22 protein-coding genes and 1 pseudogene are annotated in these 21,478 nt (G+C 61.4%); 6 read left to right on the top strand and 17 right to left on the bottom strand.

The window, feature by feature from the left end; all coding sequences use genetic code 11:
- Positions 1 to 155: 155 nt before the first annotated feature.
- The 9 genes and pseudogenes from ACIOWE_RS16965 to cpaB all read right to left on the bottom strand — a co-directional run bounded on the left by ACIOWE_RS16965 (position 156) and on the right by cpaB (position 8,443).
- A pseudogene (locus ACIOWE_RS16965) lies at positions 156 to 517 on the bottom strand (DUF6124 family protein).
- A gap of 457 nt (positions 518 to 974) precedes the next feature.
- Positions 975 to 1,253, bottom strand: coding sequence for a DUF3613 domain-containing protein (locus ACIOWE_RS16960; RefSeq protein ID WP_401393549.1), 279 nt, complete (start codon positions 1,251 to 1,253; stop codon positions 975 to 977).
- A complete protein-coding gene (locus ACIOWE_RS16955) occupies positions 1,253 to 1,954 on the bottom strand; it encodes a hypothetical protein (protein WP_401393547.1) in 702 nt (233 codons plus the stop codon). Before ACIOWE_RS16955 ends, ACIOWE_RS16960 begins: the two co-directional genes overlap by 1 nt.
- Positions 1,955 to 1,964: 10 nt before the next feature.
- Positions 1,965 to 2,855 (bottom strand): type II secretion system F family protein, encoded by an 891-nt coding sequence (locus ACIOWE_RS16950; RefSeq protein WP_401393545.1) that lies wholly within the window; start codon positions 2,853 to 2,855, stop codon positions 1,965 to 1,967.
- Positions 2,852 to 3,736, bottom strand: a complete 885-nt coding sequence (locus ACIOWE_RS16945) for a type II secretion system F family protein (protein ID WP_401393543.1) — start codon at positions 3,734 to 3,736, stop codon at positions 2,852 to 2,854. Before ACIOWE_RS16945 ends, ACIOWE_RS16950 begins: the two co-directional genes overlap by 4 nt.
- 11 nt (positions 3,737 to 3,747) lie before the next feature.
- On the bottom strand, positions 3,748 to 5,019 hold the full coding sequence (locus ACIOWE_RS16940) for a CpaF family protein (RefSeq protein ID WP_401393541.1): 1,272 nt from the start codon (positions 5,017 to 5,019) through the stop codon (positions 3,748 to 3,750).
- Positions 5,016 to 6,206 (bottom strand): pilus assembly protein, encoded by a 1,191-nt coding sequence (locus ACIOWE_RS16935; RefSeq protein ID WP_401393539.1) that lies wholly within the window; start codon positions 6,204 to 6,206, stop codon positions 5,016 to 5,018. The genes ACIOWE_RS16940 and ACIOWE_RS16935 overlap by 4 nt, the downstream gene beginning before the upstream one ends.
- Positions 6,203 to 7,474: a type II and III secretion system protein family protein gene (locus tag ACIOWE_RS16930; protein WP_401393536.1), complete on the bottom strand. Its 1,272-nt coding sequence runs from the start codon at positions 7,472 to 7,474 to the stop codon at positions 6,203 to 6,205. Before ACIOWE_RS16930 ends, ACIOWE_RS16935 begins: the two co-directional genes overlap by 4 nt.
- A gap of 21 nt (positions 7,475 to 7,495) precedes the next feature.
- Entirely contained in the window at positions 7,496 to 8,443 is a 948-nt protein-coding gene (gene cpaB, locus ACIOWE_RS16925) for a Flp pilus assembly protein CpaB (RefSeq protein WP_401393533.1), read from the bottom strand.
- Positions 8,444 to 8,781: 338 nt separating this feature from the next.
- Here cpaB and ACIOWE_RS16920 point away from each other — a divergent pair, with 338 nt between their 5' ends.
- Both ACIOWE_RS16920 and ACIOWE_RS16915 read left to right on the top strand, forming a co-directional pair.
- A complete protein-coding gene (locus ACIOWE_RS16920; RefSeq protein ID WP_401393531.1) occupies positions 8,782 to 8,985 on the top strand; it encodes a Flp family type IVb pilin in 204 nt (67 codons plus the stop codon).
- A 59-nt stretch (positions 8,986 to 9,044) separates the two neighbouring features.
- Positions 9,045 to 9,461, top strand: a complete 417-nt coding sequence (locus ACIOWE_RS16915) for a response regulator (RefSeq protein WP_401393528.1) — start codon at positions 9,045 to 9,047, stop codon at positions 9,459 to 9,461.
- A gap of 28 nt (positions 9,462 to 9,489) precedes the next feature.
- Here ACIOWE_RS16915 and ACIOWE_RS16910 read toward each other — a convergent pair whose 3' ends face one another.
- Both ACIOWE_RS16910 and ACIOWE_RS16905 read right to left on the bottom strand, forming a co-directional pair.
- Entirely contained in the window at positions 9,490 to 10,263 is a 774-nt protein-coding gene (locus ACIOWE_RS16910; protein ID WP_401393525.1) for a response regulator transcription factor, read from the bottom strand.
- Positions 10,264 to 10,387: 124 nt separating this feature from the next.
- Positions 10,388 to 10,858 carry a prepilin peptidase gene (locus ACIOWE_RS16905; protein ID WP_401393523.1) on the bottom strand — a complete coding sequence of 157 codons (471 nt, stop codon included), beginning with the start codon at positions 10,856 to 10,858 and terminating at the stop codon, positions 10,388 to 10,390.
- A gap of 75 nt (positions 10,859 to 10,933) precedes the next feature.
- On the opposite strand from ACIOWE_RS16905, the gene ACIOWE_RS16900 reads away from it, so the two are divergent.
- A complete protein-coding gene (locus ACIOWE_RS16900; protein ID WP_213027445.1) occupies positions 10,934 to 11,374 on the top strand; it encodes a TadE/TadG family type IV pilus assembly protein in 441 nt (146 codons plus the stop codon).
- Positions 11,371 to 14,106: an ATP-binding protein gene (locus ACIOWE_RS16895; RefSeq protein ID WP_401393522.1), complete on the top strand. Its 2,736-nt coding sequence runs from the start codon at positions 11,371 to 11,373 to the stop codon at positions 14,104 to 14,106. Before ACIOWE_RS16900 ends, ACIOWE_RS16895 begins: the two co-directional genes overlap by 4 nt.
- Here the strand turns inward: ACIOWE_RS16895 and ACIOWE_RS16890 are convergent.
- The 5 genes from ACIOWE_RS16890 to ACIOWE_RS16870 form a co-directional block, all read right to left on the bottom strand.
- Positions 14,103 to 16,091, bottom strand: coding sequence for a pilus assembly protein TadG-related protein (locus ACIOWE_RS16890; RefSeq protein ID WP_401393519.1), 1,989 nt, complete (start codon positions 16,089 to 16,091; stop codon positions 14,103 to 14,105). The two genes, ACIOWE_RS16895 and ACIOWE_RS16890, sit on opposite strands and share 4 nt — an antisense overlap.
- Positions 16,092 to 16,280: 189 nt before the next feature.
- Positions 16,281 to 16,838: a DUF4136 domain-containing protein gene (locus ACIOWE_RS16885; protein WP_401393516.1), complete on the bottom strand. Its 558-nt coding sequence runs from the start codon at positions 16,836 to 16,838 to the stop codon at positions 16,281 to 16,283.
- Positions 16,839 to 16,892: 54 nt separating this feature from the next.
- On the bottom strand, positions 16,893 to 17,504 hold the full coding sequence (locus tag ACIOWE_RS16880) for a DUF4136 domain-containing protein (protein WP_401393514.1): 612 nt from the start codon (positions 17,502 to 17,504) through the stop codon (positions 16,893 to 16,895).
- A gap of 12 nt (positions 17,505 to 17,516) precedes the next feature.
- Positions 17,517 to 18,266, bottom strand: a complete 750-nt coding sequence (locus ACIOWE_RS16875; protein ID WP_401393511.1) for a methyltransferase domain-containing protein — start codon at positions 18,264 to 18,266, stop codon at positions 17,517 to 17,519.
- Complete coding sequence (locus tag ACIOWE_RS16870; protein ID WP_135294881.1) at positions 18,266 to 18,568, bottom strand: MazG-like family protein; 303 nt, start codon at positions 18,566 to 18,568, stop codon at positions 18,266 to 18,268. Before ACIOWE_RS16870 ends, ACIOWE_RS16875 begins: the two co-directional genes overlap by 1 nt.
- A gap of 244 nt (positions 18,569 to 18,812) precedes the next feature.
- On the opposite strand from ACIOWE_RS16870, the gene ACIOWE_RS16865 reads away from it, so the two are divergent.
- Together ACIOWE_RS16865 and ACIOWE_RS16860 are read left to right on the top strand one after the other, a co-directional pair.
- Complete coding sequence (locus ACIOWE_RS16865) at positions 18,813 to 19,106, top strand: hypothetical protein (RefSeq protein WP_401393508.1); 294 nt, start codon at positions 18,813 to 18,815, stop codon at positions 19,104 to 19,106.
- Positions 19,107 to 19,254: 148 nt separating this feature from the next.
- Complete coding sequence (locus tag ACIOWE_RS16860; RefSeq protein ID WP_201235682.1) at positions 19,255 to 20,604, top strand: MATE family efflux transporter; 1,350 nt, start codon at positions 19,255 to 19,257, stop codon at positions 20,602 to 20,604.
- Here the strand turns inward: ACIOWE_RS16860 and ACIOWE_RS16855 are convergent.
- A complete protein-coding gene (locus ACIOWE_RS16855) occupies positions 20,598 to 21,473 on the bottom strand; it encodes an alpha/beta hydrolase (protein ID WP_401393504.1) in 876 nt (291 codons plus the stop codon). The genes ACIOWE_RS16860 and ACIOWE_RS16855 overlap by 7 nt on opposite strands.
- Between the last annotated feature and the right edge of the window lie 5 nt (positions 21,474 to 21,478).

The raw sequence follows: 21,478 nt of genomic DNA, 5'->3' as shown, positions 1-21,478 counted from the left end.
GACACCATTAAAATGTCAATGCGGTGGCGTCAGATTTCAGATAGCCCACCGCAGTGGCTCCCACGCAGATCGGGCAGGCAACAAACATTGGGTTGGCTGAAAGGGCCTCATCGCTGGCAAGCCAGCGATGAACGATAACGCGGTATCCCTGCGGATCAGGTCTGTGGATCGACCCGGTCCAGCGCGCGGTTCACCGCCAGTTCGGCGAGCATGACAACCTGCTGGATGCCCAACACCGTGCTGCGCTGCGTGCCGCTCAGTTCATTGGCGAAGTTGCTGGTCGCCGTGCTGGCACTGGCCAGTGATTCACAGGCGTGGGCGAGCAGGCTTTCGGTGTCGACGTTCGGATTGACGAGGAACATCGTGCTCGGCTGGCGGGGTTTGGCGGGATTGGGGCACAGGTAGAAATCGAGGGCGCGTTTGATGGCTTCGCGGTTTCTGGCCTGGTCCTCGGCGCGCAGGATTTCTTCGAGCGGGGTTGTGGTTTCGAGGGGTGGGTCGGGATCAGTTTGTCCATGAAAAAACTCCTACTTGGCTGTTGGAGCCACCTACCGATCGTTTCCACACGATAAAAAGGTGGCAGCTGTACGCGGGGTGGAAAACCGATAAGTAGGCAACCGGCCAGACCGAAGTCTGCCCACGCACAGCCGCCGCGACGCAGTTTGCAGACGAACGAAGACGTCGGCAACGATTACGGTGCTGATGCAAAGCAACTACTTGAAAGCAGGTTTCCACACCCGGTCGCTGAATTAGCAGCGACAGCCCAAGACTAGTGAGCGCACGTCCGACGGACAACCTGAAAACCTTGTGGGACGGTTCCGGTAATTCCACACATTATTAAACAACTGCAATTGAAGGGTTGAATGGAAAGGCCCCATCGCGAGCAGGCTCACTCCTACATTTGGAATGCATTCCCCTGTAGGAGTGAGCCTGCTCGCGATGAACGATAACGCGGTAAACCTGCTGAAAAACCGTCAGCCGCCGCCCCCCGAACCACTGTCGACCTTGCCGCCCTGCTCCTGATCGAAAAACTGCGGGATCTCGTGCTGATAGCTTTTCAGCCAGCGCTGCATGGTCAGTTCACGCTCGGTCGGCGTGGCCGTTTGCACTTTCGGCGAGGCGACTTTGTTGCGGCTCTGCAGTTGCAGCCAGCCTTCGGTTTCCTGTTGCTGGGCCGAGGCCGGGCCGGCGTCGATGGCGTGGCTGGTCAGCGGCAGGGCCAGCAAGCCCAGGCAAAAAATTGCGATTTTCATCACAGCTCTCCTGACTTGAGCATCGCTGTGACGGCGACGGTGGCGCGGTTTGGCACTTTGAGTTTTTCTGCGCGGCTCTGCGCCTCATTGAACTGTGCCGGGCTCAGGCCGAGACGACTGACCAGTTCGGCGGCGCGGTTCCAGTCGTCCTGATAGAGCAACAGCGTCACCAGATTCAGCGCGGCCAGTTGATCGCTCTGCTTGAGTTCCATGGCGGTGAGAAATTCGAATCGTGCGTCTTCGATGCGCAACTGGTTGAGGTAAACCACACCGAGGTCGTTGCGGATTTTTTCGTCGGTCGGCGCCAACCGTGCGGCGCGTTGCAGGTGCGCCTGCGCCTGGCCGTAGTCGGATTTCGCTGCGGCGAGTTGACCGAGACCATGCTCGGCCTCGGCGGCGAGGCAGGTGCCGAGCAGGCTGCGATACAACGGTTCGGCCTCGCTGCGACCGAGCAGGCGATAGACCTTGGCCTTGCGCAAACGCACATCGGCAAGGTTGTCCGGCAGACTTTGCAGGTTGGCCAGACTGGCGTGCAGCTTGCCGTCATTGGCCATGTCATCGGCCAGGTTCAGCGACAGTTGCTGATCGGAACTCAACTTGCCGCAACTGGCGCTGCTGGTCAGCGCCTCCCAAGGATTTTGCCCGGTATTGGCACAGCCCCCGAGCAACAGCAAACAGGCACCTGCAATCATTGCTTTCATCACTACTCCTTCATGCACCCAACGCTTTGGCCAGGGCAGTGAAGCCCGGGCCGGCGAGGACAATCAATAACGCCGGGAAGAGAAACAGCATCATCACGACGGACATTTTCGCGGACATCTTCGAGATGTATTCCTGCAGACGCGTCAGGCGTCGGTCATCGAGCAATTGCTTGAGCGACAGCAGCGACTTCATCGCGCCACCGCCCTGCTGCAGCAATTGCTGGAGGATCACGCAGGTGTCGGTGAACTCATCCACCGCCAGCAATTGCGTGGCCTTGTTCAGTTCTTCGCCCAGTTCAAGACCCGAATCGACCCGCGCCAGCACCAGACGCAGTTCCTGAGTCAGCACTGGCAGCAAGGCCTGGCCCTCATGGCTGAGGACACGCAGTGCCTGCTCCACGGCCATGCCGGATTCGAAAAGGATGCGCAGCAGCGGAATGAATGTGCCGATTTCGGTCGCCAGTTGTTTCTGCCGCCGGGCGACCGCAATCACCAGCAGTCGCTTGGGCAACAGGTAGCCGACGCCGAGGGCGAACAGCGGCGCGATCCACTGTTTTTCCACGGTGGGGAAAAACACCGATTGCAGCAACACCGTCAGCGCCAGCAGCAATAGCGGCGAACCGATCTGGCAGGCGGCGAACAACGAGCGCTGGCGCGCGCTGCGCCAGCCCAGACGGTTGAGCAGATTCTGCGTTTCGTTGTCGAGTTTGACGCTGCGCTGGCCGACTTTGCTGTCGCCCAACACCTGCAACAGGTTGCCGAAGCGGTTTTCCCGTAACAGATCGCCCTCCAGTCGACGACTGACCTGCCGGGTGCGGCGGCGTTGTTCCAACAGGCTGACCAGCAGCAACAGCGCGGCACCGAGCAACAGCGCGGCGCTGATCATCAGGGGCGTCGTCATAGGCTGCGCAGCATCCGCCAGAGGATAAGACTGCCGATCACCTGCATGCCGAACGCCGTGGCCAGCATCCGCTGCCCTGACGGGTCGTGCCACATGGCGACCAGGTAAATCGGATTGGCCATCAGGAAGTACCCGGCCATGATGATCGGCAGCAAGCCCAGCACCCACGCCGTGAGGCGGGTTTCGCCGGTCATGGCGCGCAACTGGCGCGAGGCCTGATCACGTTCGCGGATCATCTTGATGAGGTTTTCCAGCAACTCGCTGGCGTTGCCGCCGTAGCGATGATTGACCTTGAGTCCGAGGGCAAACAGGCGAAACTCATCACGCTCGTAAAGCTCCGCCAGATCCGACGCGGCGTCCGGCAGGCTCACGCCCAACTGCACGTTGCGCTGGACCCGGCCCATGGCGTCTCGCAGTGGATATTCGCTGGCCTCGATGCCACCGAGCACCGCATCGGCGAGGGTGCGCCCGGACTTCAAACTGCGCACGGTGTGATCGAGCAATTGCGGCAGTTGTTCGATCATGCGCCGCAACCGGCGCTGGTAGCGCCAACTGACATACACGCGCAACGCCAGCGGTGGCAACACGATCAGCACCAGCAGACCGATCCATCCGGCCAAGGCAAAACCGATGAGCATCGCGAAAGCCCAGAGCAGCAGCCAGACACCGATGCGCTCGGTCGGGCGGCCCAGTCCGGCGCGCAAAAAGGCCCGTTCAAGGCCGGCCCAGCGTGGTGAATCCGTCGTCAGTTGGGGTTGCCCCTGATTGAGCCGGTCGAGCACCCGCTCGGCACCGCCCTGCCGCCAGCCGTTGTAAAACATCCGCAGCGACAGCCCGAGCAAGACCAGGCAGATCACGATCAGCAACAGCGGTTTGAGCATGCCGTTGGCCCTCAGTGCGCGAGCGTCGGTTCACGGCGCAACTTGTCGCCCGCCGGGTTGACCGCCTCGCGGAGAAAGCCGAAGCCGGTGCGCCGATCAAGGCGAAACAGGGTGTTAGTGACGTAGACGTCGTCACGCACGCCGACCACCTCCACCACTTCGCTGACGCAGCGGCGCCCGTCGGGCATGCGCGTCAGTTGAATCACCACATCCAGCGCGGCGCAGATCATCTGACGCAGGGTGCGTTCGGCGATGGTGCGCCCGGTCAGGCCGACCAGGGTTTCCAGACGCAGCAAGGCGTCCTGGGCATTGTTGGCGTGCACGGTGCTCATCGAGCCGTCGTGGCCTGTGTTCATGGCGGTGAGTACGTCGACCACTTCGACGCCACGAATCTCGCCGAGGATGATCCGGTCGGGGCGCATGCGCAGGGCGTTGCGAATCAGGTCGCTGGCCTTCACCTCGCCGTGGCCTTCGGCGTTGGGCGGACGGGTTTCCAGGCGCACGACGTGGGGATGGTCGAGCTGCAATTCGGCAACGTCCTCGATGGTCACCAGACGTTCGTGGGGATTGATCAACTGGCTGAGGATGTTCAGCAACGTGGTTTTGCCGGTACCGGTACCGCCGCTGATGAGGATGTTGCAGCGCTTGCCCACCGCTTCTTCGATGAAGTCGTAGATCGCCTGATCGATGGTTTGCATCGCCATCAGGTCGGTGCTCTTGAGCATGTCCTTGCGAAATTTTCGGATCGACAGGCACGGCCCGTCGAGGGCAATCGGCGGGATGATCGCGTTGACCCGGCTGCCATCGGGCAGGCGCGCATCGACCATTGGCGACGACTCGTCGAGACGCCGCCCCAGCGGCGCCAGAATGCGCTGCATGACCCGCTCGACGTGATGCGCATCGATAAAACGCAAATCGCTCAGATGCAGCACGCCATCGCGTTCGATGAACACCCGGTGCGGACCGTTGACCAGAATCTCGGTCACCGCGTTGTCGCGCAGCAGCACTTCCAGTGGGCCAAAGCCGGTCAGTTCATCGACGATTTCTTCCGCCAGACGCTCCATTTCATAACGGGAAATCGCCAGATGCAGGCGCGCAATGTATTCGGCGACCTTGTCGATGACAAATTGCGACAACACCTGCCGCGAGCCCTCCAGCAGGTTTTTCCCGGACTCCTCGATGGCGTCGATGATGTAGCGGTGCAGCACCAGTTTCAGGCCGTCGTGATCGGTGTTGCCGGAGGCATGGCGCTGCGGCCCGCCGAACAGCTGTTCGCCGGTCATGAGGTACCTCGCAAGCGGTTGAACCAGTTGGCCTTGGGTTTGGCCAGGCCTTCTGAGCGTTTCGCCAGGCGTTCACCGAGGGTGCGCAGGCTCTGGCTGATGGCTTCACGCGGGGCCAGTTCGAACAGGGTCACGCCTTGGTTTTTCGCGTTGAGGCGGATCTCCGGGCTGAACGCGAGTACCGCGATCACCTCCAGGCCGAAGGTCTTGCCGAGGGTTTCGGAGTCCGGTGCAACGTTGCGCAGGTAGCGATCCACCAGCAGTCGGCCGTGGTCGAGTTTCATGCCTTTTTCGCGCCACAGATTGAGCACGGCGAGGTTGCGCCGACAGTCGAGCACGTTCTGGTCGGTGTACCACAACAGCTTGTCGCAATGACTGACAAAGGTGCGCAGCGCCTCGCTGTCGGGCTGGCCGGTAAGGTTGACGACGATGTGCTGGAAGTGTTGGCGCAGGGCACTGAGCAACATGTACAACTCGGCGGCGCTGGTGCGTTCCAGCGGTTCGTCGCCATGCGCGTAGGCAAGAATGCGCAGACCGGCTTCTGCGCTGGTGAAGGCGCTGTCGATCAGGGTTGCGTCGAGCCGCCGCAAGTGCCGCAGCGCATCGCCGAAATGGAACGAGCTCTCAAGCCCGAGCAAGGCCAGGCTGTCACCACGCGGCAAGCCCAGATCCAGCAGCAGGGTTTGCTGGCCGCTCTTCTGCACGACCAGCGCCATGTGGTTGGCGAGCAGTGCACCGTCGGCGTTGCTTTGCACGCCATAGAGCACGGTCAAGCCACCGAGCTGGGCGTTCGGCGTGACCGCTGGCAGACGTTTGCTCAGGCGCCGCACCAGCCCGGCGACTTCGCTGGAGCGGGAACCGTAGGCGACAAAATCCCGAGCCCCGGCGCGCATCGCGTTGAGCACCAACTGATTGTCCATGCCGTCACCGAGGGCAACGATGGCGAGCATTGGCTTGGCTTCGAGTACGCCTTCGATCAACGCGCTCTGGGCCACCAGATGATCGCGATCAAGCCCGACGAAGACCAGGCTGGCGAAGGTCACGTCGACCAGCGCCAGCAGCTCGTCAAGGCTGCCACCCCCGGCGCTGACCACCTGACCGAGGGGCGCCAGCGCACCTTGCAACCACTCAAGATCGGTGTCGTTGCGGGTGATGGCGAGGAAGGTCTGACTGAGGCTCTGGCTCATTGCGATAACCCGCTGCGTTTATCGAAGTTGCCGTTTTCGAGGAAGTACAGGCGATACCAGTTCGGGTCGTAGTTGCGCAGCTTTTCACCGGGCAACGACGGCAATGGCGCGTTGACGGCCAAGGGTTGAACCAGGTGCGGCGTAACGATCATCAGCAGTTCGCGCTCTTCACGATTGATCGAGGAATTGCGGAAAAATGCGCCGAGTATCGGGATGTCGCCCAAGCCGGGAAACTTGTTCACCTGGGAGGCGTTTTGCGTGCTGATCAAACCGCTGATCACAAAGCTCTCGCCATCGGCCAGCGAGATGCTGGTGTCAGTGCGGCGGATGGTGAAGGCCGGTACTTTGGTGCCGCCGATGGTCACGCCGTTGTTGTAATCCAGCTCGCTGACTTCCGGCGCCACCTTGAGGGCGATGCGGTCATTGCTGACCACCGTCGGCGTCAGGGTCAGGCGGATGCCGAATTCCTTGTACTCGATCGAGTAACTGTTGCTGTTGGCGCTTGGCACCGGGATCGGGATTTCACCACCGGCCAGGAAACTTGCGCTCTGCCCGCTCAACGCCACCAGACTCGGGCGCGCCAGGGTGTAAGCAAATCCGCTGCCTTCCAGGGCGTTGACGATGCCGAGGAATTTACTGCTGCCGCCACCCCAGACGATGTTGAACATGTCGTTGGCCAACGGGATGCTCGGCACAGCAATGCGCGGGTCGATGTTGTTCAGTGGCACGACGCCGGGCGTGACCCCGGTGTTGGGTACGGTACCGGGCGCACCGAACAAAAAGTTGTTTGAGCCTTTGCCGTAAATCGACGTGCCGGCCTCTTTGAGTTTGGTGCGGCTGACTTCGACGAAGCGAATGTCGGTCTGCACTTGCGAGGGCAGGCCCGGGTCGTCGGAGGCCGGCAATGAAACCGCCTTCATCGCCGCACTCGCCTTGCCCTGCACGAACACCATGCTCTGGCGCGGAGCACTGGCGCAGGCACTCCAGATCATCAGCGTGGTGGCGCCGGGCGCGACGCCAGTGAGCAAGATGCCTTGATCGCCGGTGACGCGCACGTCGGCGATTTTCGGGTCGCCCACCGCCACCCGGGTGATTGCCACGGGTGATTGCAGCGACTGTTGCAGGCCTTCGCCAACTTCCAATGTCGCCGGCAACGGACCGAGGGCGGCGCAGTTGCTCGCGGCGGCGACGGCCGTACCGATCGAGGCGACGCTCAGCAGCGAGGCTCGGAACAAGCCGTTGAACAGGGGCGTAAAGCGTGTGCGCATGTAAAGGCGTCCTTGCTCGAATCAGGGAGTGGGTTGAGCGTTTTCGGCACCGCGGATGACTTCCACGGTGGGTTTGCGCGCCGTCGGTTGCCCGGCCACCGCGAGTGGTCTGGGCGGTGGCGCCAGGGACAATTGGCTGAACTCGAGCAGGTCGCGGCGCGGCGTGTCGAGACGGGTGGCGACATCACTTTCGCCAGCCCAGTATTTCGCCAGTTGTTGCTCATCGGCGCTGCGCACTGCCAAGCGCAACACCCCGGCGCCGGAGGCCAGCATCAAGCGGTTGAGCAACGGTTCAGGCACGGCCAGCACCACGCTGCGTGCAGCCATGCGTTGCTGTTCCTGTTTCAATCGTTCATCGTCACTGCGCGCGGGGCTGCTTGGCTGGCCGTCGTTGGTCAGGCCGCTCTGGCTGCCGACCACGAGCACCCGCACCGCCGGGACCACCAGTTGCGCCGAGGCCTGCGGATTGCTTTCGTCCTTGCGCAGGAAGAGCAGCACATCGACGTAATCGCCGGGCGCCAATTGCCCACCGACGTTGATCACTTCATCCACCGCCACGGCCAGTGCGCGCTCACCGGGACGAATCATCCGTGCCAGTTGGCTGCCCGGCTCGAAGCTTTCATCGCTCAGCCAACTGCCGGCACTCAACGGGCGCCACGGCGTGCGGCCGATGACTTGATCAACCTTGCCCAGGCTACCGGCGGGCGCCGTGCGCAGTTTCTCCACGGCAACGTCGGCCGCGGTGATTTTCACGAACGGTGCGATGTCCCGCAGCAGCACCACGACGGGTTGGCGTGTAGGGTCTTCCACAGGTTCGGCCTTGGTGGCGGGTGTTACGACCGGTACCACGGCAGGTGCGGCGACCGGTTCGGCCACCGTTGGCCGGCTCAATGTCAGCCCCCAATATCCGGCAATGATGGCGCCCACCAGGAACAATCCGGCCAGACCCAAAGTGATGCGACTGTTCATGACGGCTCTCCCTTTCCCGCTGCGCTTTGTCTCTCTTGCAATGACCCGTGACGTTCAACGAGATAACTTCGCAATCAGGCAGCTATGAACAAGTAACTATTTCGCTATTTGACGGTAGCGCAGCCCGAACAAAACGCCATTACGAAGGCTGAAATATCCAACGAAAGTAGAGGCCTAAAGCGCCAAACGTCGTTTTATGCCGTCAAACGGCCGACTACTACTTAAGTGTTAATCCGTTCTTACAGTTGTAGGGTCGAGGAATGCCGACAATGCTGATGCTGGCACAGGGAAATCATGTTGCGAACGCGCAACACCTGGCGTGCTCAAGGAGAATTCTCATGTCGTATCCCCTCGTTGTTCAAAAGATCAAATCCACGACCGCATTTTTCAAAGGTCTGGCCAAAGACACTGAAGGCGCATCTGCCATCGAGTACGCGTTGGTGGTCGGTCTGGTGGCGCTGGTGATTGCCGCATTCGGTTCAGGCATCGGCACTCGTGTCACCGCGATTCTGACCCAGATCCAGACCGCACTTGGCGGATAACTTGTCAATGCAGCCATTGGGTTCTACCGTCAGCACTCAGTCCATTGCAGGTGTTGCCTATGAACTCCTCACACTCTCCACGCCAGCAGTTGCTCCTCGTCGACGATGAGGAGGACGCACTGCTGGAACTTGCGGAGTTACTGGAGGGCGAAGGCTTCACCTGTCATACCGCGACATCGGTAAAACTCGCCCTTCATCACCTCACCCGCCATCCCGATATCGCCTTGGTGATCACCGATCTGCGCATGCCGGAAGAAAGCGGCATGTCGCTGATCAAGCGCCTGCGTGAGCACACCTCACGCCAGCATCTGCCGGTGATCGTCACCTCCGGGCATGCGGACATGGAGGACGTCAGCGACATGCTGCGCTTGCAGGTGCTGGACCTGTTCCGTAAACCGATCTATCACGTGCGGTTGCTGGAAACCCTGGACAACCTGTTTCCCAAGCCCAAAGCCAGTAGCGTTCGTGGGGTATGACCTCGTCGAGTAGCGAGGTCAGTTGAAGTCAGTGCGCGGTCACCCGTTGCCGGCCCGAATTGCCGGGTGACAAGGCCAGGGCCAACTGGGTGCGGTTATGCATGTGCGTCAGACGCAATACCTGCGAGACATAGAGCTTTACCGTGTTCTCGGTAATCCCCAATTCACAGGCGATCTGATAGTTGGTCTGGCCTTTGCCGACCAATCGAGCGACATCGAGCTGACGTGGCGACAGCTGATTGAAAATCGCCGGTATCTCCACGCCTTCGATCTCCCCCGCCTTGTCGTCAGTCGCAGGCGCAGGGCCACGGCGGACTTTGTCGAGGTCCTGGTAGAGGTCGTCGATCGACTCGGAGAGATATTGCAGCTTCTGATTCAGATGGCCCAATTGCAGGGTTTTCTGCCGTTCCTGCAATGCCGCTTCCTGGCGTTGCAGACCTTCGAGCAGTTCGTCCAGATCAATCGGTTTCTGGTAGTAGTCGGCGATGCCGGCGCGCAAGGCCTTGATCACGTCCTGCTTGTCGGCACGACCGGTAAGCATGATGGCTTCGAACACGCGTTGCTTGCCCGCCAATCGTTGCAGTTCCTGCACCAGTTGAATGCCGTCCATGTCTGGCATATGCAGGTCACACAGGACCAGGCCGATGGCGGGGTCTTCGACGAATTGTTCGATCGCCTGCTTGCTGGATTCGCAAGGCACGCAACGGTAACCGCTGCTTTCGATGAATTCGCAGAGTTCCTCGACAATCAGCGGCTGATCATCGACCACCAGAACCTTTACTGCAGACGTAAGCTTGTTCACTTGCCACTCCATGCCCAGGCCAAAGGCTGACCGTTCCTGTACTGACAGCATGAAGCTGTACAGCGTTGATTTGAAAGTAGACGCACTTTCCGACTATGTACATAGCAGTAGTGGCATGGGGCGACTAATGGATCCAAAGCAAAGTCAGGATTGTGCCAATCAGCACGAACGGTGCAAATGGCAGCTTTTTTGACTTGTCTGGCCCTAGATATCGAAGACGTTCTCTAAGCCCTTGACTCATATGCAACCAGAGTTTTGGCATCAACAGGATCCACAGAGCGCTGGACAGCGCTGCGCCGATGAACGCGCCGAGCAGCAGCGTACCGTTCGTCGCAAGCGCAAAGGCTGTCATTAATTTCACATCGCCGGCGCCAAAACGTTTCAAGATATAACCGGGAAGAGAGAGCACCGCGGCCAGCAGCAATGCCCAGCCCGCTTGCGCCATGTCGGAGCCGAGCCAGGTATGACCGGTCACCAGCAAGTACACCGCCGCCAACCCACCCACCCCGAGGGTCAGGCCGTTGCCGATATGCCGCTGTCGGGCATCTTGCGCCGCGCATAGCGTCAGCCAGATCAGGAGGACAAAGCTGTGCATGCGGTAAAAAACGTCCGTTTTGGCCGAATGATTCTATGCTGATATTACGTAGTGATTGTCAGGGTAGACGCACTCATGAAATCCGGCCTCCCCCGCAAGCAAAAAGGCGCTGTCGCCATCGAGTTCGCCTTGGTGTTCATCGTCTTTTTTGCCGTGTTTTATGGTCTGGTCAGCTACAGCCTGCCGCTGTTGTTGATGCAGTCGTTCAATGAATCGACTGCTGAAGCCGTGCGCCGCAGCGTGGCACTTGATCCGGCCACCGCCAATTACCCCGCCGCAGTCACCGCCACGGCCAGAACCGAGCTGACCCGGCAATTGGCGTGGCTGCCGGGTGCCTTGAATTTCAACGCCGCCTCCGACAGCACCATTACCTATACCGGCGGCGTGCTGACCGTGACCATCAACTATCCCACCAGTAAATTGAATCAGGCGCTGCCGTTTCTGGTGTTGCCGGGCATCGGTTCGGTACCGCGCCTGCCTGCGACATTGCGCGCCTCGTCGAGCCTGCAATTTTGAGTTCCGGTGACAAGCTGTTCGCTCGCCTGCTCAATCGACACGCCGAAACCGCCCAACCACTGGATGAGCCTGTGGTGCCGAGCGTCGGCCTGCAGTTGCATCTGGATGGCGATGGCCAGGTCATTCATCTGAGTGGACCGTTGCGCCACTTCCTCGCGCAGCGGATGTCCGCCAGCCATCCCGCGCCGTTGCTGGAATATGTGTTGCCGCACAGCAGCCTCGCGCTGGAGGGCCGTCCCGCCGACTGGCAAGGCCAGTTGCTCGACCTGGATTTTTTCAGCCTGGCCGGTCCGCCCCTGCATTTGCGTGGTTGGGTGCAGGCGCAAGGTGCCGGCTGGCTCCTGCAATTGCTCGACATCGGTGACCTGCTCGGCGAACGGCGACAGACGCGCAGTCGCGAGCAATGTCAGTTGCTGGCCACGCAGGTTCGCGATCAGTTACGCCTGGGCAGCCTCGCGCGCTTGCCAGAGGTACTGGGCGATCAATTGCAACGCCTGAGCCAGCACTTGCACATCCCTTGTCTGGCAGTGGCACTGCTCGATGAGCAAGGTCAGGGCTGGCAGATTCATCAGCACTACGCCGCGTTGCAGGCACCACAGATCTGGCGTGATCAGCAGCGTCTGGGCACCGGCCTCGACAGTCTCAACGGCGCCTTGCCGCAACGTTTGTTGGCCAGCGAACAACCGCGCCTGAGTGCGCTGTTCGGCCCACACGAAGGTTTCGCCGTGCCCTACCGCGACGCGCAGGGCGTCGCGGCGTGGTTGCTCTGCGCCGGTTACAACGCGCAGCAACAGGCACCGGACCTGAACGATCACGACTGGCTGCTGTTGGCCGCCGCCGTGGCCGCGCCTTTGCTCGAACGGCTGCGCGAGCATCGCCATCACCAGCAACTGGAACGCCTCGAAGTTCTGCAAGCGCTGCTCGGCACCGGTTGGTGGGAGATCAGCAGTGACAGCGCCGAAGTGCAACTGGCCCCGGCCCTGGCCGCCAGCCTCGGGCTGACCGCCCCGCGACTGCCGATTCAGGACTGGTTCGGCCAGGTGCATCCCGCCGACCGCGATGAACTGCGTAGTCATCTGCAAGCCTTGCAGGACGAAGGCACACCACTGGAATTGAGTGTGCGCCTGCAACCCGGCGATCAGCCGTTGCCATCGTGGTATCGCTTGCAGGGTCGGTCGCTGGGCATCGGTGCCGAGCGCCGATTGGTCGGCTTCATGCTCGACATCAGCGACATCAAGAATCAGCAGCAACAGGCCGCCGCCGCCCACGCACGTCTGGACAATCTGATCGCCAGCGCCCCCGCCGTGATCTATGTGCAGCGCTATGTCGAAGGCGCGCTGCAACCGACATTTTTCAGCGCCAGCCTGCAACCGTTGCTCGGCTGGAGTCTCACCGACTGCGACGACGGTCGACTGGTGGAACACGTCCATCCCGAAGACCGCCCGCGCTATTTCGAACGCACACGTCAGTTACTGCGCGAAGGTTCGGTGAGCACGCGATATCGGGTGCTCGACCGTCAGGGTAATGCGCACTGGCTGCTCGACGAAGCCAAGCTGCTGCGCGACGATCTCGGCCTGCCCGTGGAAGCAGTGGGACTGTGGCTGGACGTCACCGAAGCCACTCTCGCCGCCGAGCAGGTCAAGGCCAGCGAAGAGCGTTACCGGATTCTGGTGGAAGACTCGCCGGCGATGATTTGCCGCTACCGCCCGGACCTGACCCTGACCTTCGGCAACAGGCCGTTGGCGACGTATCTGGAATGCCTGCCCGAGCAAATGCCCGGCGTGAATCTGGGCGGCTGGATGTCCGACGAACAGCGCGACGCCTTCGTCCAGCGCCTGGCGCAATTGACCCCCGAACAGCCGGTGAGCAGTGCCGAAATCAATTTGCGCCTGCCCGGTCGCGAGCATGCGTGGTGGATCTGGTCGGATCGTGGGGTGTTTGATGAGCAAGGGCACTTGGTCGAGGTGCAGGCCGTGGGACGTGACAACACCGAGGTGCGGCGCTCCCAGCAGCAACTGACGCAAAGCGCAAAAATGGCCACCCTCGGCGAAATGGCCACCGGTCTCGCCCACGAAATCAATCAGCCGCTCAACGTGATGCGCATGGCCATCGTCAATGTGCTCAAGCGTCTGAGCAACGGCGATGTGCAGATCGACTATTTGACCGACAAGCTCAATCGCATCGATGCGCAGGTGCAACGGGCAGCGCGGGTGGTGGATCACATGCGCGTGTTCGGCCGCCGCTCGGAAATCGAACAGCATCCGTTCAACCCCCTCGATGCCATTGAAGGCACGCTGTCGCTATTGTCGGAAGGGCTGCGCGGCAAAGGCGTCGAGTTACGGATCAAAGAGGCGGGGTTTCAGGTTCAGGTTCGCGGGTATGTCGATCAACTCGAACAAGTGCTGATCAACCTGATGGTCAATGCGCGTGACGCCTTGCTCGGCAAACGCGAGGCCAATCGAGACTTTCAACCCTGGATCGCCGTGCATGCCGAGTGCGATGAGCACGTGGTGCGATTGTGGGTCGAGGACAACGGCGGCGGCATTGATCCGCGCTTGCTGGAGCGTATTTTCGAGCCGTTCTTCACCACCAAGCCGGTCGGCGTTGGCACCGGTCTGGGCTTGTCGGTGAGTTACGGCATCATCGACAACATGGGCGGTCGCCTGAGCGTGCGTAATGGCGACGAAGGTGCGCGGTTCTGTATCGAACTGCCGATTGCCCTGAACGACTAGATCACCAGTGTCGGTTGGCCGGGCGGCCGACAACTGAGGTTGGCGCCGACATCGACCTTGTTCAGGGTGATACCTAGGTTGGCGAGCAAACTGTCAAGAATCGGGTCGAGTACCGGGCTGAGCAAGTTATCAATGACCACGCCCAACGTGCTGTTGACGCTGGCCAGGACATCCGCAGTGGTGGTGAGCAATCCGCCCAGCAGGCTCGAACCGGTGGGTTTGTAGGCTTGCACCTGCACCCCGCTCAAGGTGCCTTTCAGGCTATTGACCACACCCTGCGTGCCGAAGCTGTAGTTCAGCGGTGTTTGCTTGATTTCCGGTGGCTGGTTGTAGGTGTGGATGTTCTGGGTGCTGGCCACCGAGGTGTCCACCATCACGCCGAGACCACCGCCATAAAATGGCTTGCGCGAGTTGGGATCGCAGGTGGCCGAGCCCAGGCCCAACAGCGGAATGGTGCAAGTGATGACACCGACATCAATCAACGCCAGCGGCTGCACCGTGACGTCCGCCGCGGAGGAAAACGCATTGGTCGCGTCGATCTTGCCGATCTTGAGTTTGACCAGCGAGGAGTTGGTCTGGGTGGTCAGGCTTTTGCTCGCATCGCTCACGCAGTTGTAATCAGTGACATGGCTGTCGGCGGCTGCGGCTTCCAGCAGGATGTCGATGCTCGACGTCGGCAGAATCTTCAGATCTGTGCGCTGACAGGTGCCACCGAGCGCGCAGAACAACGAGTTCAGCGTGCCGGCAATGTTCAGGTGCAACAGGTTGTTCAGCGTGTCCGTCAATCCGCCCACCAGCGGCGTACTGACGATGGCGCTGGCCAGCCCGGCCACACTGGACAGCACCGGCAGGTTCAGCGAGATCAACGTACGCACCTGCGCGGTTTTCACGTAGATCCGGTTGGCGCCCATGGGATCGGCCTTGGCCAGCATCGGGTTGCCCACGGCCGATAATTGCGGTGGCTGGATGACTTTGACTTTGACCGAGCCGTTGACCAGCCCCGGAATGCTCAACGGCACCGTCGCGGTCAGCGCGTTCTGACTGTTGGCCACTTGCACGACGGCCTCAAGCAACTGGAACACTTGCAGATTGGCATTGAGCGCGGCAGAAGTGGCTCCCGTCTGCAACTGCAGCAATTGCCCGAGCGCCACTTGGGTGCTGCCGACCACGGCCTTCAACCCGAGCAGACCGTTGACCGCGACACTGGTGGTGCTACCACCCTTGGTCAGCACGGTGATGGCGGTATCGATCAGTTGGCCGATCTGGATGTTTTTGCTCAACAGTTGGGTGTAGTTGCCGGCATCGACATTGACATCGAGCGCCAGTTGATTGAGGTAACTGAGCAGATTGATATTGGCGTCCACCAGCCCCTGCCAGCCAGCAACGCTGAGGTTGAGGCTGCCCCCGAGCATGCCGCCCCATATCGAGTTGAGCAGCGCCGACTTGCTGGCATCCACGGTCGCCAGCGTGGTGCCGATGGTCAATTGCGCCTGCGGCGGCAGAATCGAGGAAGCGCCGACGGCGGTAGCGCCGAGGCGAGTGGTCGGCGAAACGCTGCCCGGCGAAAACAACCCATAAAGCGCGGCAGCCACACTGGTCGGCACGACCCGGGTGGCGACGACACTGATGGCTTCTTTTTTGCTGGCATCGGCGGCGAAGGCGCGCAGGTTATTTGCACCGGTTTGCACGGTGCCGCAGGTCACGGCCAGGGTCGCACCTTGCGCCACGGTGAAATTGTTGCGCGCCGCACTGGCGGTGGCGTAAGCATTGGCGCTGGCACCTGACAGGCAATCGCCACCTCGCGAGACCGCCTCCAGCGCGGCGACATCGACCACCCGCTGCAAGCGGCGCTGCTCCATGTACAGACGCCCGCTGTCGACCACCAGGACCATGCACACCAAGGCCAGGCCAAGGGTCAGCGCCGCCATCAGACCGATCGCCCCGCGCTGTCGGGCCGGGCCGTTGAATTGCGAACGAGGCGACATCGCGCACTCCTTTGCCGGCGCACTGCCGAGCGCTACCTCCATTGGTGGATTTGAGTGTAGACGGCGCTGAATGAGACTGCTGGCAACAAGCCAGTCCACTAGCAATGAAATGCTGACTTTGATCAACCAATGAAACTGTGGGAGCGGGCTTGCCCGCTCCCACAGGGTTCGTGTTGATTTTGAGAGCAGTTAACGCGGTGGGTAGTTGGCGAGGATGCGGGTGACGGTCTCACGAATGGCGTTGCTGCGATCCTCCGGATTCGGCTTGCTGGCGAGCATCTGCTCATCGCTGCCGCGCCACACCAGTTTGCCGTCCTTGCCGTCGAGCAGGTCGATCTGGATGGTCGCGACCTTGTAGGTGATGTTGCGCGTTTCGTTGTACATCGGCGCGCCCCAATAGCCATTCCACGGGCCACCCCAACCGCCGCCGTAGTTGGTCGTCACCTGCTGCTGACGATCCTCGACAATCAGGTAGGTCTGTACGCTCAAGTCACCTTTGGCGCCGGCGGCAGCAGGGCGCAAGCCACGCTGATCGAGCTGATCGCTGACGGCCTGCCGGATTCGCTGTTCGGTCAGGTCACTCTTGATCCGCGGATCGTCGGGGCGGTATTGCAGGGCGGGTTCTTTCCAGCTCCAGCTGCGATAGGCGGCAAAGTCGCGGCTGGCATCGAAGTCATGATTGACCTGGTTGGCGGCGCAGGCACTGAGCAGTGCGGCCATGGCCAGTAAAGCGAGACGGCGGAACATGGTTTTTCTCCACTTGAAGACATGAACCTGCGGGAGCTTGCCGATTGCCGGAAGCTAACTGGGAGGATACGCCGACATGGCCTTTTCGACAGCCTCGCGAATCGCATCGGTGCGATCAATCTGGCTGCCCTTGTTCGCGGTCTCGGCGCTGGCGCTCCACACCGGTTGGCCAGTGCCGGCGTCGAACAGATCGACCCGCACCACCACAACCTGCTCCTGATACGTGCGCACGATCGGCACGGTGTTGTACATGCCGTAACCGCGACCATAACGATCATAGCCGCCGTATCCACCGTAGTAGCCGTAATCGTCCTGCACCTGGCGCAAGCGGGTTTCCAGACGCAGGTTGGCGGTGACGAACAGGTCAGCCGGACGATTGTCGTGCAGCGGACGCAAGCCGCGTTGATCCAGCGCGTTGCTCACCGCTTCGGCCACTTGCGCCGAATCAGCCCAGGCCGTGCCCGGCGGCAATTGACCGTTGAGCCAGGCCCAACTGCGGTAACGCCCATAATCACGCGGTGGCGCCGGGTAAGCGCTGCGATCGAAGGTATTGGCGGCTTGCGGCGGTGCCGGCGGCAGGGGCCGCGACTGCGCCACGTAGGGGTTACTGCCTTGGCACGCGGCCAACCCCAGACAGATCAGCAATAACCCCGATTGTGCTTTCATTTCGCGCTCCGATCAGATCGGCCGGCAGATCCAGTGCAGGTAACGCCCAAGCCCGGCGAAGCTTGGGTGACGACGGTGAGCGAGCTCCATCTCGAGCAAATCCACAAGTTCGGCGCGGGCCTGGAATTCCACCGGCATATAGTCGTGAAAAACCCGTATCCCGCTCTGGCTTTCGACCTGCCACAGGCCTTCGAGTTGCGTTGCCAGTTCGCGCGGATCGAGGGGTTGCTGCGGGGTCAGGCTCTGCTTTTCGCCGGCCATGTCGTTCTTGCGCATCTTCTTGAAATGGCCCTTGAGCAGATTTCGGTAAATCAGCGCATCGCGGTTGTAGAACGCCAGCGACAACCAGCCACCGGGTTTGGTCAGTTGGTGCAGCACCGGCAGGATCGCATGGGGCTCGGCCAGCCATTCCAGCACCGCATGGCAGATCACCAAATCGTAAGGTTCGGTGAGTTGACCGAGCAGTTCCTGCCACGGCGCCTGAATGAACGTCGCGGTCTGCCCCGCGTCGGCGAAGCGCTGGCGGGCGCCTTGGAGCATCGGCTCGGCCGGCTCGGTAAAGGTCACGTCATGGCCGCGTTCGGCCAGCCACAGCGACATGTGGCCCAGACCACCGCCGATGTCGAGCACGCGCAACGGACGATCCGGCAGTGCTTCGGCGAGGTCAGCCTGCAACACCGCGAGGCGAATCGCGCCTTTGGCACCGCCATAGATTTTCTCGGCGAAGCGGGTCGCCAACTGATCGAAATGCCGGTCGCTCATCAGTTGAACCGCCGTTCGCTGTCGGCGAGCTTACTGCGCACCACTTCATTCATGTCCAACCCCAACTCGCTGCACAGCAGTAACAGATACAGGACGATGTCGCCGACTTCCTGCCCGGCGTGGGCGAGTTTGTCCGCCGGCAACTGGCGCGACTGGTCTTCCGTCAGCCACTGGAAGATCTCCACCAGCTCAGACATTTCGACGCTGGCGGCCATGGCGAGGTTTTTCGGGCTGTGAAATTGCCGCCAGTCATTGCGGTCGCGAATGGCGTGCAGGCGTTCGGTCAGTTCAACAAGGTTCATCGGGCTCTCCTGAAGGCGTATAGCTTCGGGGGGAAGTCCACCAAAGGCAAGCAGCGCAGGTGATCTCATGTGGGAGCGAGCCTGCTCGTGAATGCTGTGCGTCATCAACCATTGATGTCACTGACACAACGCCTTCGCGAGCAGGCTCGCTCCCACACAGGATTGGCGCAAACCTTCTATCATGCAGGGAACTCGGCCACCGGCGTTGTGGCCCAAGGTTCAGCTCTTTCATCAGGATGCACACATGCAGGTAGAAAGCTTTTTCGAATGGCTCGGCCAGGCGCTCGGTTCGGTCATCCGCTTTATCGTTGATGGCCTCAGTGGTCTGTTCAACATACTGAGCAATGCCGGTGGCAACTTTGTCGACGGGCTGGCCAAGAAGTTGGGGATGGACACTTCGATCATCAGCATCATCGCGCTGATCGTCGGGTTGATGCTGCTGTGGTCGGCGATTCGCGCGTTCATGAATGCGTCGATCATTGCCGGGATCATCTGGTTGCTGCTGGGGTTGTGGCTGCTGAGCTGGATTATTCATTAATACCACCGCCCCTGTGGGAGCGAGCCTGCTCGCGAATGGCCGGCGCCCCCGAGATCTACGCCGACGGACACATCGCCTTCGCGAGCAGGCTCGCTCCCACATTGGATCGCATGAATCGCTACAATGCCCGCTCCCCCAAGGAGCCCGCATGTCCAACCTGATTGCCGACTGGCGCGACCGCCCGACCCACCGCAAGGTCTGGGCGCTGGCCGCGCCGATGATCCTGTCGAATATTTCCGTACCGCTGGTGGCGCTGGTCGACAGCACCGTCATCGGCCATTTGCCGCACGCCCATCAACTGGGCGCAGTGGCGGTCGGCGCCAGCCTGTACACCTTTCTCGCGTGGGCCATGGGTTTTCTGCGCATGGGCACCACCGGTTTCGCGGCTCAGGCCGCCGGGCGCAGTGATGGTGCGGCGTTGCGGCAGATCCTCTTGCAGGGGTTGCTGCTGGCGATGGGGCTGGCGCTGGTGCTCGGCACCTTGGGCGTGCCGCTCAGCGGTGTAGCGCTGCACTTCATGCAGCCGTCGGCGGCGCTTGATCAACTCACTCGCGACTTTTTCCACACCCGGCTGTTCGGCCTGCCGGCAGCGCTCGCCAGTTATGCGCTGGTCGGCTGGTTCCTGGGCACCCAGAACGCGCGGGCGCCGTTGGCCATTCTGCTGACCACCAACCTGATCAACATCATCCTCAATCTGTGGTTCGTCATCGGTCTGGATTGGGGCGTGGTCGGCTCGGCCCGGGCCTCGGTGATCGCTGAATGGTGCGGCGCCCTGCTCGGCCTGCTGCTGACGCGCAACGCACTGCGCGCCTATCCCGGGCACATTGTCTGGGCCGCACTCAAGCTGTGGCAGAGCTGGCGACCGCTGCTGGCGGTCAATCGCGACATTTTCATTCGCAGCCTGGCGCTGCAATCGGTATTTTTCCTGATCACCGTGCAAGGCGCGCGACTCGGCGATGCGACGGTCGCCGCCAACGCCTTGTTGCTCAACGGCTTGCTGCTGACCGCCCATGCGCTGGACGGTCTGGCCCATGCGGTCGAGGCATTGTGCGGCCACGCCATCGGCGCCCGTGATCGCCTCGCCTTACGCCGTTCGCTGGTGGTTGCCGGTGGCTGGTCACTGATTGCCAGTCTCGGATTTGCCCTGTTGTTTCTGTTGGCCGGGCACCTGTTCATCGAAATGCAGACCAACATCCAAAGCGTGCGCGACACCGCGTTCATCTACCTGCCCTACCTCGCCGTGCTGCCGTTGATTGCGGTGTGGAGCTACCTGCTCGATGGCTTGTTCATCGGCGCCACCCGTGCCCGGGAAATGCGCAACGGCATGCTCATGACCGTAGTTTTGCTCGTGCCGTTCGCCTGGCTGCTCCAAGGTCTGGGCAATCATGGTCTGTGGATAACGTTTCTGCTGTTCATGGTGCTGCGCAGCCTGACCCTCGGGGCGCAAGCCTGGTGGCTCAAGCGCAACGATGGCTGGTTCAACGGCGCCGCTCACTGAGTCGGCGTGTGTTCGACGAAGCCGACCACTTGATCGAGCACCGGCGCCAGTCGCCGCAACGGTCGCGACAGCGTCGCCACCAAGGTGATGTGACTGGGCCGCGAATAGTACAGATCTTGCACCGGCACCCCGGCTTCGCGCAGTTTGCGCGCCAGACCACCGGTGTTGCGTGTCGGGTTGACCAGATCATCCTTGCTCGCCGCGATCAGCAGGGCGGGCGGCGCGCCGCGACTGACATGGTTGATCGGCTGCGATTGCGGCGGTGAGTCCGGCCAGAAAAACACCGGACGCACATCGCGATTCTTGATCGGCAGAAAATCGTAAGGCCCGGCCAGACCGATCCAGCCACTGAGATCCTTCGGTGACATGCCCACCGCCCCAAGCAAGCTGCCATCGAGCGCGAGCATCGCCGCGTTGTAGCCACCCGAGCTGTGCCCCATCAGATACAAGCGCTGCGGATTGCCGGAGTACTCGCCAATGTGCGCCCGAGTCCAGGCCACCGCCCGGGCAGCATCCTCAAGAAACAGGGGATAACGCACCTGTGGATACAACCGATAATCCGCCACGACCGCGACGATGCCGCGAGACGCCAGCGCCTCGCCGACAAAACTGTAGTCTTCGCGCGCACCGCTGTTCCAGCTGCCACCGTAGAAGAACACCACCACCGGCGCATTCGCCAGCGCCTGACGTGGCACGTACACATCGAGCTTCTGCCGAGGATCGTCGCCGTAAGCAATGTCTGCGGTTTTCTTGAACGTGCTGTCCGGCGTCAGGGCATTGAGCAGTTTCACCGGCGAACAGGCGCTCAGTGCCAATAGCATTACAGCGCCGATCAGCGCGCCAAACCTTTGCCGAAAAAAAGCTCTCATAGGTG

Source organism: Pseudomonas sp. NPDC087598 (genome assembly GCF_044743525.1).
GTDB lineage: Bacteria > Pseudomonadota > Gammaproteobacteria > Pseudomonadales > Pseudomonadaceae > Aquipseudomonas.
Note: the sequence above shows the minus strand (reverse complement) of the source record. Positions and strands in the feature narration are given on the sequence as shown.

Coding starts and splice junctions, on each gene's coding strand:
- ACIOWE_RS16905 (WP_401393523.1), bottom strand. CDS start 10,858: ATGCACAGCTTTGTCCTCCTGATCTGGCTGACGCTATGCGCGGCGCAA.
- ACIOWE_RS16945 (WP_401393543.1), bottom strand. CDS start 3,736: ATGCTCAAACCGCTGTTGCTGATCGTGATCTGCCTGGTCTTGCTCGGG.
- ACIOWE_RS16915 (WP_401393528.1), top strand. CDS start 9,045: ATGAACTCCTCACACTCTCCACGCCAGCAGTTGCTCCTCGTCGACGAT.
- ACIOWE_RS16880 (WP_401393514.1), bottom strand. CDS start 17,504: ATGAAAGCACAATCGGGGTTATTGCTGATCTGTCTGGGGTTGGCCGCG.
- ACIOWE_RS16930 (WP_401393536.1), bottom strand. CDS start 7,474: ATGCGCACACGCTTTACGCCCCTGTTCAACGGCTTGTTCCGAGCCTCG.
- ACIOWE_RS16885 (WP_401393516.1), bottom strand. CDS start 16,838: ATGTTCCGCCGTCTCGCTTTACTGGCCATGGCCGCACTGCTCAGTGCC.
- ACIOWE_RS16940 (WP_401393541.1), bottom strand. CDS start 5,019: ATGACCGGCGAACAGCTGTTCGGCGGGCCGCAGCGCCATGCCTCCGGC.
- ACIOWE_RS16875 (WP_401393511.1), bottom strand. CDS start 18,266: ATGAGCGACCGGCATTTCGATCAGTTGGCGACCCGCTTCGCCGAGAAA.
- ACIOWE_RS16865 (WP_401393508.1), top strand. CDS start 18,813: ATGCAGGTAGAAAGCTTTTTCGAATGGCTCGGCCAGGCGCTCGGTTCG.
- ACIOWE_RS16860 (WP_201235682.1), top strand. CDS start 19,255: ATGTCCAACCTGATTGCCGACTGGCGCGACCGCCCGACCCACCGCAAG.
- ACIOWE_RS16920 (WP_401393531.1), top strand. CDS start 8,782: ATGTCGTATCCCCTCGTTGTTCAAAAGATCAAATCCACGACCGCATTT.
- ACIOWE_RS16960 (WP_401393549.1), bottom strand. CDS start 1,253: ATGAAAATCGCAATTTTTTGCCTGGGCTTGCTGGCCCTGCCGCTGACC.
- ACIOWE_RS16870 (WP_135294881.1), bottom strand. CDS start 18,568: ATGAACCTTGTTGAACTGACCGAACGCCTGCACGCCATTCGCGACCGC.
- ACIOWE_RS16935 (WP_401393539.1), bottom strand. CDS start 6,206: ATGAGCCAGAGCCTCAGTCAGACCTTCCTCGCCATCACCCGCAACGAC.
- ACIOWE_RS16955 (WP_401393547.1), bottom strand. CDS start 1,954: ATGAAAGCAATGATTGCAGGTGCCTGTTTGCTGTTGCTCGGGGGCTGT.
- cpaB (WP_401393533.1), bottom strand. CDS start 8,443: ATGAACAGTCGCATCACTTTGGGTCTGGCCGGATTGTTCCTGGTGGGC.
- ACIOWE_RS16855 (WP_401393504.1), bottom strand. CDS start 21,473: ATGAGAGCTTTTTTTCGGCAAAGGTTTGGCGCGCTGATCGGCGCTGTA.
- ACIOWE_RS16900 (WP_213027445.1), top strand. CDS start 10,934: ATGAAATCCGGCCTCCCCCGCAAGCAAAAAGGCGCTGTCGCCATCGAG.
- ACIOWE_RS16890 (WP_401393519.1), bottom strand. CDS start 16,091: ATGTCGCCTCGTTCGCAATTCAACGGCCCGGCCCGACAGCGCGGGGCG.
- ACIOWE_RS16950 (WP_401393545.1), bottom strand. CDS start 2,855: ATGACGACGCCCCTGATGATCAGCGCCGCGCTGTTGCTCGGTGCCGCG.